Raw genomic sequence first — 13,921 nt, forward strand, 5'->3', positions numbered from 1 at the left:
CGACGACGATGCGCCACTCGCGATCCGTATCGGCCGACACTTCGAACGGTGGATTGCCCTGGTCGCCGGTCTTGCCACGCAACCGGTACAGCACGCCGTCTGCCACGTCGCGCCAGGGAGTCTGCGCATTCGCCCGCGAATAGACCGTCGCGCGCGCGACCGTATTAGGTTGCGGCAGATCCAGCCGCAAACGGTCGACCGGATACGCGCCGTCGGTTTCGAACAGATACTCGCCTGGCGCCTTGCCTGCCTGCATGTCAACGCCTGCGCGCCACTGCCGCTGCGTCGCGGTGCTGTCCTGCGCATTCGCATCGGCCGCCTGCGCCTCGACTTCGACGGACGCGATATCCGGCGCACCGTCCGGCCAACGCAGACGCAGATAGCGAGCCTTGAGACCCTCCACCTCGATGCGCTCCTGCGACAGCGTGCTGCCGCCGTAGCTGACCTTGAGCAGTTGCGTATCTGTGAGCGCTTGCCAGTTGCGCAGATCGTCGCTCGACTCAACACTTACACGGCCCTGGTAGCTCTCGTTGCGCAGATGGATCAGCAGTGCGCTGACCTGTCCATCGGCCGGTCCGGTGTCGACGACGTCTCCATCGCGCGTTGCGGGTGCCGGCGTCGCCACGGTTGCGTGCAACGACCCATCCGCCGCAATCGACACACCGAGCGGCGCATTCTGCGCGCTGCTTTCCGCCTGCGGCAGCGGGAACCACTGGACCGTGCGCAATCGCTTCGGTGTTTGCGCGGCGGCGCGCGGCGCGTCGAGCGAATACGGCACCGGTTCACCCGCGCCGTTGAACACCCGCAGATCGCCGAGATCGCCGCGCAAGCTTGCCGCGTAGACCGCCTGCGGCACGGTGACCGTGTAGTACGCACCATTGCCGTTGAGATCGAGCGCGAACCGGTGGGCGAACTGGTCGGCCTGCTGACCGGGTTCCGCGCTTGCGACTGACGACAACGCGCATAGCGCCACGGCTACGAAGAGACACTTCATGAACTGGCTTCCGTGATGGTCCGTGCCTTCGGCGGCAGCGGCGAGAAATAGCCGATCAGCAGCAGCAACACGCCAATGCCGATAAACGACACGATGCGCTCGATGCCCTGCACATGCGAAAGATCGAACACGAACAGCTTGACCACGGTCAGCGCAAGCAGCGCCCCGCCGACGAACCACAGCGCCCGGTTCGCACGGTGTGTCGCCCAGATCATCGTCGGCAGCGCGCACAGCGTCCAGAACACCGACACCGAGGCCTGCACGAGCATCGAGTGGGTCATGTCGTCGAAGCTGTACGGGATGCCCGCCCAGTGGTTCAGCGTGCGCAGCAGCATGGCATTGAGCCAAAGGAAGCCAGTCGCGACGGCGACGGCCTGTAGCGGCACACGATAGTTAGCCACGGGTACGCCAAGGCGGCTCACACGCACGAGCCACAGCACCGCGATCGCATAGATCGCGACCTGCACGAGATCCAGCGGATTGAGCAGCGGCACGCGCGCCCAACTGCCGCCATCCTGCGTGAGATTGGCGTAGAAGGTCCAGATCCACATCACAAGAATCAGCGGGGTCGATGCGATCGCAAAGAGCCGCACCAGACCATCGCGGCGCGGCAGCCACATGCCCACGAAGGCAAACGCGCTCCAGCCCACCAGGAACACCTGCTGGCGACCAAACGACGACAGCACCGCGTCCACGTCGTACGCGGTGTGGAAACGATGATGCAGCGTACGCAGCAGGAGCGCGTTGAACCAGAGGAACACGGTCGCCAGCGCCGCGTAGTCGAACACGTGCGGGCGCCATTGCACGCCGAGCGTCCTGAGACGCCGCAGCCAGACGACGATCGCCATGAAGGCCAGCAGTTGTGCGACGTCGAGCGGATTGAGCAATGGCAGCCAGAAGAGCGGCGACGCGTCGCCGTCGCTCGACACGCTCGCGATGCTCCAGACCCATAGCAACGCGGCGAGCGGTGCCGCGCCCCACACCTGATACGCACGCGGGAAACGCGCAACCGGCCAGCGCAAGCGCTCACCCACGCCGGCGATCAGCAGAAGCAGCGCACCGAAGCCGAACGCCCACGCGCTCCAGCGCCACGCGCCTTCCGGTACGTAGGCGGCGATGCGCCAATAGCCTTCCAGCGCGAGCAAGCCGCTGAGGTTCCAGAACATCAGCGTGTGCAGCGGCGCCATCCTTTGGTCGGAGACGTCGCGTTCCTGACGCCACAGCAACAGGTACGCCGAAGCGACGCTCACGAGCCAGACGATCACACCCATTCCGCGGAACGGCGCCTCGTAGCCCTCGAATGCGGCGAGGACCAGCAGCGCTAGCGCCGGCACCAACGCTAGCGCGGGCCATTCGGCAAGCGCCCACGACAGCCGTCGGCGCGCGATGTGTGCAAGCCACGCGGTTGCCCCAGCGAACAGGGTAATCGCATGGAGTACGAAACGCGTAGTGTCCGGCTCGGTGTAGCGATTGGCGTAGGCAAGAATTTCTGCCGTGCCGCCGCCCAGCCACCAGAGCAATCCCCACGCCGCGGCAGCGAGACCGACGCCCGGCATCCACGCGTGCCACGCACGCGCCTCGCTGCGTCCGTGCAGCCACCAGCCGGTGAACACACCGCCAAGCGCAACCAGCAGCGTGGCGATGTAGTTACTGTTCAGAACCGGCAGTGCGTCGAGGTCCGGGTGAAAGACCTGACCGACACCGAACGCGCAGCCCGCTGCGATCTGCATCAGCAGCCCGAAGGCGAACGGCACGAGGCGGCGCTCGCGAACACTCACCCACACGATGGCGGCGCCTTCGATTGCCCACGCCGCGCTCGTTGTGGGCCCCGAAAACGCGAGCGGCACGGCGAGGGTTGCGAAGATCACAGCAAGCGCCAGCATCGACTCGAACAACAAGCCGAGACGATCGCGCCGGCGGGAAAGCCATGTCGCGACCACGAGGTAAAACGCGGCCAGTGCAACCGCGCTCCATGCGAGACCGAACTCCATGTGCTTCATCAGCGCGGCCTGCAACCCGATCGCGACAATCGGCGTGCCGAAGACCAGCGTGCCGTCGACATAGTGCTTGAGCGTAATCTCGCGCCGCACGCCATAGAGCAGCGCGATGCCAACGTACATCAGGAAGAACAGAACGAGGAACGGCTCAGTACTCCAGAGCAGTTCCGGCCGATAGGCGGTCACGCCCCATGCCGTACCGATCGAGAACGTGAACACGAAACCGAGCAGGTTAAGCGGGCGCCACGCCTTGAACCATGCAATCGCGAAGATCCCCGCATTCAACAGCGCGTAGTAGCTGAGCAGCGCAACGTGGCTACCGCCACCGCTCGCGAGCAGGATAGGAGCGAGAAAGCCGCCTGAGCTGCCCATGAAGGCGAGTGGCGATGCGTTCTGGCGCACCGCGAGAAATGCGCTCAGTGCGCAGATCACCACCATCAACGGTAAGGCCGCGGCTGACGGCAGCAAGTGGTACAGCTTGGTGGCGGCGAACACCGTCAGATACAGCACACCGACGCCGCCCCCTTGCAGCACGAGGCCATATGCGCCACGTCGATCGCCAATGCGCCAACCTGCCGCGAGCAGTGCGGTCGCGCCCAGCGCCACGCCGGCGAGACGGAATTCGACCGGCAGCATGTTGTTGTCGGCGGCGTACTTCAACAGGAATGCGACGCCGAAAAACAGCACGATCATGCCGACCCGCACCACCGTGTTGCCGCCGAACAGCCAGTCGCGCGCGGCGCGGAAGGCGCGCTCCAGCAGACCGGGCCCGCGCGGTGCAGGTGGTTGCGGCGGCTCGATTGCGATAGCTGGTTCGCGGATGATGGCAGTGTCGTCAACCCAGGCTGCGGCATCGGCGTCCGCCGGTACGCTGGCCGTTGCCTGCGCGGCCGCAGGCGTGGGACGGATTGCATATGCAGAAGCGGGTTGCTCGACCGGCACAGGCTGCGTCGCAACCGGTTGTGGGGGGATGTTGTCGAGCGGTGTGCCCGTTGGAGCGTCAGCATCAGCCGATGACATGCCCGACGGATCAACGGAACGCTGCGGATACAGCGCGGGTGAAGTCCCCCGATCTCCCGACGCTCCTGCCGATACCCCCGCGAGTTGGCCACGCAACTGGACCAGTTCGCGCCGGAGCCCCTCCACTTCCGTCTCGAGGCTCGTCACGCGTTCTGACAATGTGGCTGGTGGCGCGCTGCCGGGGCTAACGGATCCCTGTGACGAGGGCTCCTTCCCGGACAAGGCTCGCGTCACACTTTGCAGCACACGGCCCACTACGAAACCGGCAGCCGCGCCCACCAGCGCGCCGGCACTGGCCGAGAAATCGCTAAGTAGCCCGACAATTGTGCCCACCACGAGGCCGATCACTGCAAAGACCCACGTCATAACCGTTTTCTATCCTGTTGTTATCAGCGTGGCAAAGTGAGGCGTGGCAAAAGCCAGCAATCGCCCGTTTAAATATTTTGGTCAGCCGAATACTAATTAACTTTGCTACGACAACGCAAGGTTGAGAATACCTCCAATGCGTCGCTTCGTATCCGGCTACCAATGCGATTTGGTTAAGACAACCAAATCATGCATTTTGCATGCCGCAACAATGTCGTTAGAACAGCCGCTTTGACGTACACAGGCCGTTGTGCCGCGTTTATGCTACCGGCGAGGAATCTGGGGAAGACATGGGCAGTGCGGATGCGATACAAGGCTACCAGGCTGCGCCTGAAGAGCCCAAGCTGGTTGACTCGAAACAACCGGGCGGGCCGTTGACTGCCGGCGCCCCGGAAGAGTTCATCGACTGGCAGGGACACGACCTCTCGATGCGCGGCATGAGCGGCGTGCACGACGCCATGCGCTGCGGCACCGGTCACCTGCTGTCTGTCACGGGGACCGACACGATTCCGGCTATCGACTATGCCGAAGACTTCTACGGCGCAGATGCGGACAAGGAACTGGTTGGCGGCTCGATCCCCGCCACCGAGCACAGCGTGATGACACTGCGCATCCTGCTCACGCTGCAACGGCTCGCCCGCTATCCGGCGAATGCCATCCTTGATGAGAAGGCACTGCGCCGTCTGGCCGAGCGCGAAGTGATTCGCGAGCTGGTGACGCAAGACTATCCGGCCGGCATGGTCTCCATCGTCAGCGATTCATTCGACTTCTGGAACGTGATGACGGTGGTCGCCAAGGACCTCAAGGAAGAGATCCGCGCGCGCAAGCCAAACGCGCTGGGTATGTGCAAGGTCGTGTTCCGTCCCGACTCGGGCGACCCGGTCAGGATTCTCACGGGCTACCTTGACGAAGAGCTGCGCTGCGACGAAAGCGGCGCTCCGCAAGCTTTTACCGGCGGCGTCTACCAGTTGCGCGGCGAACCCGGCGTGACCATCACCGAGGCCGAACGAATCGGCGCAGTCGAATGTCTCTGGAATATCTACGGCGGCACGACGACGGACAAGGGTTTCAAGATTCTCGATTCGGCCGTGGGCCTGATCTACGGCGATAGCATCAGCCTGGCACGGGCTCGCGACATCATGCTGCGTCTCGCGGCGAAAGGCTTCGCATCGTGCAACGTAGTGTTTTGGATTGGTTCGTACACCTACAACATGCTCTCACGAGACACCTTCGGCTGGGCGATGAAGGCGATCTACGCCGAAGTCGGCAACGAGGTGGTCGACATCTACAAGGACCCCGCCACGGACGACGGCACGAAGAAGTCTGCCAAGGGGTTGCTGCGCGTCGAGAAGGAAGGCGACGACTTCGTGCTTTATCAACAGCAAACGCCGGAGCAGTTCAACGGCGGCGCATTGGCCCCCGTGTTCCGCGACGGCAAGCTGCTGGTCAGGACCACGCTCGCGGAGATGCGCGAGCGCCTGAAGACGTCATGGGTCTGCCCGGAACCGGGCAGCATCGACTGGAGTTGATGTCTCCAGCGCAGCCTATGTCAGCGCGAACGGTACAACGCGACGCTGATGTTATCCTGGCCGCCTGCGGCGTTCGCAAGCTCGACCAGGCGCACGCACCGGCTGGACAGCGGTGCGTCGCCTGCCCCTTCTGCGAGCCGGGTCCATAGCGCCGACGGCTCGGAGAAGTAATTCCACAAGCCGTCGGAACACAGCAGCAGCCAACTCGTGGCGCTCAGCCGGCACGCGCCCGTATGGATCACCGGCTCGGCATCGCGCATGCCGAGACACTGTGTGATGCAGTGTGCGTTCGCATCCTTTAGTGCGGCCTGCAAGGGAAGACCGGCCTTGACCTGCTCGTTCAACCACGAGTCGTCTTCCGTCAAAAGACGCTACTCGGCGTCGTCGAAGAGGTAAAGCCGCGAATCGACATTGACCTCCCGACCGCTCGTCTAGGGAGGGGCGAAGCGTTGATTCATGATGGTGATGCGCCACACACCCATTTACCACTAAAATCGCAAGTCTACTTTGACATCGTCCGGTACGTTCGTTGAGGGCTTTTCCGGGGTAAGCCGATCAACAAAATTCTGGAGAGAGACTGCGATCGATGTCAAGCCGTCGCTTCTTGGAGATAGCCCCGGAGCTACCTCACTTCCATGGTCCCAAAAACCGACATGCGCGCTTGCCCGGTCACGGATATACAAACATATCTGATTTCCTCCAGGTGCCGCGCCGATTGGAATCCAGCCAGTCGGAATACGCGTCCTGTACCTGTTGTACATTTCGAGGACCGACAAGCCATATTTGCTTTCTAGTCCATACAACATTTCCAGAGTGTCCCTTCCATCGTCCGAAGTCCATGGAGACGGCACGTCCGGGCGGTATGCAACTATTGCACTGAACTCGATGTCTCCACCAAAATGAAGCAATAGGTTTGTATAGTCTTCTGGGAGCACTCCGGTCGCGGCTTCCAAAGACTTCAGTCGCGCGGCGGTGAGCTCTCCCGAAACATCGGCGGGCGTAGCCCCAAGCCGAGAAAGTTTGTCTAGCATCGCGTCTTCCTCATATCGGCAGCCGACCCAGTGTGGGGAACATTCCCGTGTAGATCGGACGGAATTAGCTGTATCTGTGTCTGGCTCAAATGGTGCGGAGTCAGACCATTCTCTCTCAAAAGCTTCTGCGCAGCGCTTGGACTTATATCCTTGGCGCCCCCAATCTGCTCGTAGACCTTGGTGAAGTCTTGCCGGGTGCCATCGAGCGTACCTTCTGGGAAGGTCAACTCGCCCTTCGACCATGCCGAAAAATCTGGTCGCCCGCCTTGGAATGGAACTGGATCACCGCCGGTAACGGCGTTTACACTTGGGTTGTCGGAGTACCAGTTGCTATTTCCTTGCTCGCCGTCCCAGTAGCCGTTAGATCTTGGCAATCTATCGGCCGCCCATCCCCAAGGATCAATCCAAACTAAGGGATTCGCCGCATACCGATAGAGATTGAAACCACCCCGCAACCCAATCGGATCCTGGTTGATGAACCTCCCCACATCCGGATCATAAAACCGAAACGTGTTGTAGTGCAGCCCCGTCTCGCGATCCAGATACTGCCCCTGGAACCGCAAATTCTGCGGCCTTGGAACATGCCCCGGCGCCACGCCAGCCTCCTGAACCTCACCCCACGCCACCGCTGCCCGCACCGGGGTACGCTGGATCCACTCCTCCTGCACCGCATTACCCCAGACCTTATAGCGCGCCTGCCAAACCAGCTCGCCGCCGGAGTCAGACAACTCCTCAGGCATCCCCGAAACATCATTATGAAAATAGTAAACCGCATCTGCCACGCCACTATCATTCGCAGCCGGCGCATGATGATCCATCCGCGCAAGCGGCACATAGCTGCCGTCTTCATACAGATACGTCAGCGCCTCTTCACCGCGCCGGTCGTGATACGTCTCCTGAATAAGCCGCATCCCGTCCCACAGAAAATCCGTACTCGCGTACCCGCCGTTTAGCTTGCGAACACGTCGCCCAAGCGCATCGTATTCGAAGTGCGTCGTCGCGATGCCGATCCGATCCTTCGTCACCGCCGTCTTCAACTGGTGCCAGTCGTCGTACTCGAATGTCTGCTCCTTCGTCGGACCGCGCCCACTCAGCTTGCGCGACAGACGCCCGAAGCGGTCGTATTCGAAGCGCTTGTCTTCGAACATCCGCAGCCGGTTGTGCTCCACATACCCGCCCGGGTGATCGCCCGAAACAAGGTTCGCTGCCGCATCCCAGCGGAACACTTCCGATGGCAGTCCCGGCCCCACCGCCTGCTCGATACGCCCAGTCGGATCGTAGCGATAGTTCGTGACGCCGTGCCGCATATCCCGCTTCTGCGTCACGTCGCCGACCGCATCGTATTGCCACTGCTTGCCGAGTAACGCTTCGGGCGACGCGCCACGCAGCGCCGTGTGCTGGGCACGGCGGCCAACACTGTCATAGCCGAATTCGCTCGTCAGTCTGCCCTGAGTGCGCAGCACCTCGCGGTGCAGATCGTCGCGGTCGATATCGGTGATCGTCGTATCATCGACGCGCACCTGGTGGACATGTCCCGAGCCGTAGTGCAGCCAGTCGATCGTGCGTTCGCCCGAGATCGTCGTGTTGATCCGGTTGCCGAGTTCGTCGTAGCTATGCGCAAGCCATCCGGTCGGCGTGTACTCCTCGAGCAACTCACCGCGCGGTCCGTATTTCAGGTTCACCCGATTCTTCAGCGATGTCCCCCTTGCGGTAACGCTATACAGCTCGGCCGACGCAATCCGACCGGCTTTGTCGTACAAGTATGCGCAGGCCTCGCGCACGGCCACCTTGCGGACCAGCCGCCCGAGCGCGTCTCGCTCGTAAGTCGTCTCGAGGATGTCCTCCCGCGCAGCGACACCGAATCCGCATACGTCGTATGCATATGAGCGCGTGGTACCGTCCAGCCCCACCTCCTCGACGAGCTGGTCGCGGCGGTCATAACGGAACCGGTAGCTTTCGCGGTTCTCGTTGGTTAGCGACGCCAGCCGGAAGGCTTCGTCGTAGCCAAACCCCACCACCCGTCCCGCCGCATCCGTGCGCGACAACAGCAGCCCGCGCGCGTTGACGTCGTAGCGGGTGCCGCGTTGGTTCGGATCGGTGACTTCAATCAACCGTCCGCCGGAGTCGTACCGGAACGTTTGACGGGCACCATCGGCTGTCACGATCGACGTGACGCGCCCCATCGGGTCGGCCTCGTAGACCGTTTCGTGGCCGGCGGCATCGATCACACGCGCAAGCATCCCGCGCGCGTCGTACACGAAGCGCGTCGTCTTGCCGGAGCAGTCTGTATAAGCAGTCAGCTGTGCACGAGCGCTCCACTCAAGATGTTTGTAGCCGCCACGTGCATCACGGATCGTGTGCACGAGTCCTCTCTCGTCGCGATGATATTCCGTCGCGAACCCGGCTGGGTCGCGCGTCATCGTCAGGTTGCCGCGTTCGTCGTAGCGGTAGATCCATCGCGCATTCGCCGGATCGATCTCCGAGACTGGCAGGTCGTAAAAGCCGTTCCATTCGGTTCGCTCGACGCGTCCAAGTACATCGATTCGGGCCGTCTGACGACCGCGCTCATCGTATTCGAAGCGCGTCGTGTGACCGGCTGGGTCAGTCGTGCTGACCAGTTGCCGCTGCGCATTCCAGTCGAACTGCCATTCGTGGCCTTCAGCGTCCATATAAAGGGTCGGCTGGCAGTCCGCGTTCCAGGTCCAGCGAGTCACGCGTCCGAGCTGATCGGTGATCGTGACCTCCCGGTGTTCGGGCTCCACTTCAAATACGTATTCCTCACCATCATCGGTCCAGTGGCGCACCACACGAGCGTCGCGCCCCGTTCCTTGCCATGCATAGAAGGATTGCAGTCCGCCCGGCAGGATTTGCCGGATCATCAGACCATTCTCGTAGGCGAAGCGCCGCACGATCTGTCCGCTGCGGTCCGTCACCGTCTCCAGTTCGCCCGCATCGGAATACGTGTAGCGCACCAGCGTTTCGGGCGGTTCCCCCTCGACGCCGTGGCCTAGATCGATCGACGCGACACGCTGAGGGTGCGCCTGCGCATACGTCAGCCTCAGGGTTCGACCGGCGCTGTCGAGCACGCGAGCCGGCCGGCTAATGTGCTCCACCGTTTCCCGCTGAACCTCGATCCAGTTGCCATTGCGATCCTCGAGTCGCCACAGCTTCAGCGAATCGCCGTTGGTGGTGTCAGCTCGTCCAAAATCGCGGTATAGCCCGTCCACCGCTTCGACTACGTAATGGCCGCCGGCCGTGCAAATCAGGTAGATACCTTCTGGCACGCTGAAATGGCTCTCGCCGGGAGGCACCGCCGGGAACACAATGTCGCGCCCCTGTTCGTCCCAGTAGGTGATCGATTCGATGTGGCCAGTTTCGTCACGTCCGAGTTTCAGTTCGACACTGAACGGCACGCTCCATCCCGGTCCAAACAGACTGTCGGCCCGGTCATCGTGACTGCTATAGAAACGACGCCAGACGATCGGCAGCGCTCCGGGCAGCACGAAATCCGTGTCGTGCGTGCCGTCCAGAATCTTGCCGCCCGTGATCACGTTGACCGGGTGACCAGCGGAGGTCCGCATCAAATGACCCAGCGCGGTGCCAACAAGCGCCGCGCCCATATTGAGCGCGAGACAAGGCAGCTTGCTCTTGAGGAAATCGTCCCAGTTCATCTTGCCGCGCCCGCACAAGGCAAGCGCGATCCCGATTGCTGCTCCCAGCCATGCCACCCATTTGCGCGCCGCCGTGATATCACGTACCGTTTGCGTTCCACCACCAATGAATACGTTGTCCGAACCTTCTGCAATGCTGGCGTCGCACGTGGTCTTATCCCCCACCCGTGACGCGGGATGATCGTTGATATAGACGTTGCCGGAGCCCTGGGCGATCATCTGCGGCCCGGAGTGATTCTGGCATTCGATCGTGTCCATGTCGCCCGGTCTGGCTGCGCGCGCAGCCGGCAGATTATTGACGTAGACATTGCGCGAGCCACTAGTAATCTTGCCTTTGATTTCCGGCGGGGCGATCGCGTTACCTAGCGCATGTGCGGCGTTGTCGATCTTCTCGTTCAGGCCGCTCCCTTCCATGACGGCGGCCACGCCAATTCCGATCCCAATCACGAGCGGCGTCGCGAGTCCGGCCGTGCCGACTTCCAGCAAGGCCAGCCCCCCAAGCACGGCGCCTTCCGCCAATGTGGACAGCGCCCACCCGATGGCCGCACCGCCCAGCAGCGAGCCACCCATGCCAAGCAGATCGCCCAGCAGCGACGTATGCTGGATCGGATCCAGATAGCGCGCGGCGGCGTACTGTTCGTCACTCACTTCGCATCCTCCGGCGGATCGGCCAGCGTTGGCCGCACCACGCGCGGCTCGAAACTGTCGAGCATCCGGTCGGCAGTCGCGCGCTGCTCTTCGGTCAACGGCGACGCGCAAGTCAGCGTCATCACCAGCACGGTGCCGTTGTCATCGGCCGGAAACACACTCTGCAACTGATGCCTGAGCTTGCCGTCCTGCTCCTGAGTCGCCTCGATCTGGACACCGGCCCGGCCGCCCACCGTCACGGCCTCGCGCGAATGCTCGGTGAGCTTCGGCGCCTCGCGTGTCGCAAGCCCCCACTCCCGGGCGATGAACGCATCGAGATCCTCGCCCTCGCGCAGGCGGCCGCGCGAGATCACGAGATTGAAGCCACCGGGCCCCTGGTTCAGCATCAACATATTGACCGTGCGGTCCAGCGCCGCATCGGGCAGTACGAACGTTCCTTCGTGGATCGCGTAGTACATGATGAGGAACCCTATCAATGTCTATTTGTTGAGATCGATACGCTGACCGTTAACTGACACACCGGCATCGCTGAGCATAATGGTGGAACTGCCGTGCTTCAGGAGAATGCCGTCAGGCGTGAGAACGATGGTGCTGTCACCGACAGCAAGCGTGATGCTCTTGTCCGCGCCATAGACCTGGGTTCCTCCGCCTGCGTCGCCTGCGGGCGTGAAGACCTGAACATCGGCTGCGGTCGTGTTGCGCTTTTGCGCGATCGTTTCGGTCAGGTTGCCTTTGCCGATCTGCTTCGTCTCATCGCCCGCAGCAACGGTCACGCTCCGCGATCCAGCGACTACCTGGTGCGTCTCGCTGTCCTCGATGACGGTGTTCATGTCCTTCTGGGCGTGCATGTACAGCATCTGCGAACCGTTCACGTCACTCATCGACAGTTCGTTCGAACCCGCGCCCTTGTGCGTCTGGCTTTTGATGCCCATCGTCTGGCCAGCGGCGCCGTGGTAGGGGTTGCCCTGATCGCCGTTGTATACCCGCCCGACGATCACGGGGTTATCCGCGTCGCCCTGATTGAAGGCAACGAGGACTTCCTGGCCGATCCGCGGGATCGCCGCCGCGCCCCAGCCGTCGCCCGCCCACGGCTGCGAGATGCGGATCCACATCGAATCCGTGCCATCGAGCTTGCCGCGCCGGTCCCACAGGAAGTGCAGCTTCACGCAGCTGCCATTGGTGTAGATCTGCTCGCCCTTCGGACCCACGACGATCGCCGACTGCGTGCCCTGAATCAGCGGCTTTGGCGTGATCCGTTGTGGACGATAGACGATCTTCTGCGGCAGCAGAGAGAAGCTGTTTCGATACGGCGTTTTCGCGGCATGTTGCGTGTAGTCGTTAACCGCCTGGTGACGCACCCCCAGAATCACGTACTCCTGATTGTTCGCCTGCACAGGGTGATTCATCACCGTCACGTTACCCGCCGCCGTCATTCGCCACGCATAGCCACCGCCGGTATAGCGATAGGCGTTCGCCTCTTCCGCCTGCATGGCATAGCGGGCGTAGCGATTACCGTCGTCGCTATGGTCGTACAGTGACTGGTGTTCGAAGCGCTCGGTGGAATCGAGCCGCGCGTGTTTGAGCGTCTGCGGCTCGGCCTGCACCAGCATCAGCGGAGACGAGGGAGTCTGGTGATTGAAATCCCGGAACGTCACCTTGCCGACTCCGAACCGCCGCCCTTCATGCAACTGGTCGATGCCGTTGTATTCGCTCGACGTGCTATCGGCGTACTGGACCGTGGTCAGCCCATCGATTGGCCGGAACACAAGATTCGTGTCGCCGATCGCGAGCAGATGCTTGTCCTTCTGATAACGATGAGTCCAGATCAGTCCTTCCTGCTCCATCAGCCGCGCGCAGAAATTGAAGTACGACTCCTGGTACATCACCACGTACTCGAGTGGATTCTGGCTCGTCTGGATGTCGAAAACGAAGTCGGAGAAACCATGCTCCTGGAAAATCCCGGAGAGGATCTCCTGCACAGTCTCGTTCTGGAAGATGCGGCAATCGGTCGAGCGCGTCAGAAACCAGAACCACGGCACCACCGTCATGTGGTATTGCGTGACACGGCCCGGATTGCCCGCGCGATCAAACGAGGCAACGTAGCCGTCAAAGTAGCGAAATTCGTCGGCACTATCGGATGCGACGATCCGCTCGACGGTCGATTGCCGCGCCTGTTGATCGAACTTGAGATGCACCTGCTGGCCGATCAGGTCCTCAGGCTTCAGGTCCTGAGTATGGGACAGCAGATCGAGGTGGATTTCCGGCAGCCGGTTCACGTGTTCGTCCACGATCGCAGCGCTCACCAGCAGAACATCGGTTCCGAGGGGTGTGTCGAGCGTGACGTACCGATTCTGCTGGGTCAGCGGCGCGGCACCCGCGGTGCCGGTATTGTTGATCGTGTCCGCGACCGCCGAAGGCGGCTTGTTCATCAGCGAGAAGCCGGTCTGCGCAAGCTGCGCCGCCCGCTGCACGGTGTCGACATGACCGGCCAGGCCGGCAAGCGGCCCGAGCTGATTGGCGACACCAGAGGTCATCGATCCGGCGAGACCTCCGAGCGCGCTCATCGAGCCTGACGGACTGCCACCTGAACCGTTTGAAAGAAGACTGTCTGGAGCGAAGCTCATATCCGTTCCTTTCTTTTTTTCTCAGGCTTTTCCCCCACCGC

General features: G+C 62.2%; 8 protein-coding genes. 1 reads left to right on the forward strand and 7 read right to left on the reverse strand.

Annotation, left to right across the window (positions count from 1 at the left end):
• Positions 1-994, reverse strand: a 994-nt coding sequence (locus M0954_RS24530) for a DUF3999 domain-containing protein (RefSeq protein ID WP_297355988.1), incomplete at its 3' end; no start/stop codon positions are given.
• The gene (locus tag M0954_RS24535) at positions 991-4,377 is read right to left on the reverse strand and encodes a DUF2339 domain-containing protein (RefSeq protein WP_297355990.1); all 3,387 of its coding nucleotides are present in this window, start codon (positions 4,375-4,377) and stop codon (positions 991-993) included. The genes M0954_RS24535 and M0954_RS24530, both read right to left, overlap by 4 nt.
• Positions 4,378-4,667: 290 nt before the next feature.
• Here M0954_RS24535 and M0954_RS24540 point away from each other — a divergent pair, with 290 nt between their 5' ends.
• Positions 4,668-5,906 carry a hypothetical protein gene (locus tag M0954_RS24540; RefSeq protein ID WP_297355992.1) on the forward strand — a complete coding sequence of 413 codons (1,239 nt, stop codon included), beginning with the start codon at positions 4,668-4,670 and terminating at the stop codon, positions 5,904-5,906.
• Between the two features lie 20 nt (positions 5,907-5,926).
• On the opposite strand, the gene M0954_RS24545 is transcribed toward M0954_RS24540, so the two are convergent.
• The 5 genes from M0954_RS24545 to M0954_RS24560 form a co-directional block, all read right to left on the reverse strand.
• Positions 5,927-6,271 carry a PP2C family serine/threonine-protein phosphatase gene (locus M0954_RS24545; protein ID WP_133891956.1) on the reverse strand — a complete coding sequence of 115 codons (345 nt, stop codon included), beginning with the start codon at positions 6,269-6,271 and terminating at the stop codon, positions 5,927-5,929.
• Between the two features lie 123 nt (positions 6,272-6,394).
• A complete protein-coding gene (locus M0954_RS30385) occupies positions 6,395-6,937 on the reverse strand; it encodes an SMI1/KNR4 family protein (protein WP_122151601.1) in 543 nt (180 codons plus the stop codon).
• Complete coding sequence (locus M0954_RS24550) at positions 6,931-11,256, reverse strand: RHS repeat-associated core domain-containing protein (RefSeq protein ID WP_297355994.1); 4,326 nt, start codon at positions 11,254-11,256, stop codon at positions 6,931-6,933. The genes M0954_RS30385 and M0954_RS24550 overlap by 7 nt, the downstream gene beginning before the upstream one ends.
• A complete protein-coding gene (locus M0954_RS24555) occupies positions 11,253-11,714 on the reverse strand; it encodes a DUF1795 domain-containing protein (protein ID WP_122151603.1) in 462 nt (153 codons plus the stop codon). Before M0954_RS24555 ends, M0954_RS24550 begins: the two co-directional genes overlap by 4 nt.
• 21 nt (positions 11,715-11,735) lie before the next feature.
• Complete coding sequence (locus M0954_RS24560) at positions 11,736-13,880, reverse strand: type VI secretion system Vgr family protein (protein WP_297355996.1); 2,145 nt, start codon at positions 13,878-13,880, stop codon at positions 11,736-11,738.
• Positions 13,881-13,921 lie beyond the last annotated feature (41 nt).

The organism is Paraburkholderia sp. (genome assembly GCF_026225065.1).
Taxonomy (GTDB): Bacteria; Pseudomonadota; Gammaproteobacteria; order Burkholderiales; family Burkholderiaceae; genus Paraburkholderia.

Bases quoted from the DNA above. Each gene is read 5' to 3' on its own strand.
- M0954_RS24535 (WP_297355990.1), bottom strand. From the start codon at position 4,377: ATGACGTGGGTCTTTGCAGTGATCGGCCTCGTGGTGGGCACAATTGTC.
- M0954_RS24555 (WP_122151603.1), bottom strand. From the start codon at position 11,714: ATGTACTACGCGATCCACGAAGGAACGTTCGTACTGCCCGATGCGGCG.
- M0954_RS24560 (WP_297355996.1), bottom strand. From the start codon at position 13,880: ATGAGCTTCGCTCCAGACAGTCTTCTTTCAAACGGTTCAGGTGGCAGT.
- M0954_RS24540 (WP_297355992.1), top strand. From the start codon at position 4,668: ATGGGCAGTGCGGATGCGATACAAGGCTACCAGGCTGCGCCTGAAGAG.
- M0954_RS30385 (WP_122151601.1), bottom strand. From the start codon at position 6,937: ATGCTAGACAAACTTTCTCGGCTTGGGGCTACGCCCGCCGATGTTTCG.